This window comes from Acetomicrobium sp. S15 = DSM 107314 (genome assembly GCF_016125955.1).
GTDB classification, from domain to species: Bacteria; Synergistota; Synergistia; order Synergistales; family Thermosynergistaceae; genus Thermosynergistes; species Thermosynergistes pyruvativorans.
Window position 1 is genome coordinate 1 of record NZ_JADEVE010000268.1, and the last position, 343, is coordinate 343.

The 343-nt window shown below is 54.2% G+C and carries 1 protein-coding gene; it reads right to left on the bottom strand.

Annotated elements, in window-relative coordinates; translation table 11 throughout:
- Positions 1-132 precede the first annotated feature (132 nt).
- On the bottom strand, positions 133-343 hold a 211-nt coding region (locus EZM41_RS07275), incomplete at its 5' end, for a hypothetical protein (RefSeq protein ID WP_198470455.1).

Sequence of the window (343 nt, forward strand, 5' to 3'; positions counted from 1 at the left end):
CCCGAACCAGGAGGAGCATCGTTATGAATCCTGAGCCTGAAACCCTGGCCGATACCGTAGTTTTTCCTCATGTAGTTGACAACGCCGTTTATGAGGTCCAGATGGCCATCGTAAGCCAGAAATTGATCCACGTCATAAATCCACCACCGTGTAAACTACCGTAGCGCTGTAAGCGCCAGGAGGAACGGCCAAGGATATCCCTGAAACCTTGTATTGAACGGGAATGCCCGTCTTGTGGTTGCTGGCATTAGCGGCTACGTGGGCTACCTTGTTTCCCGGAATCGGCAGGAGCGTCGGGGGAGCAAGGCGTTGGCTGAGCGTAGGAGGTTTTTCGTTCCAGCCC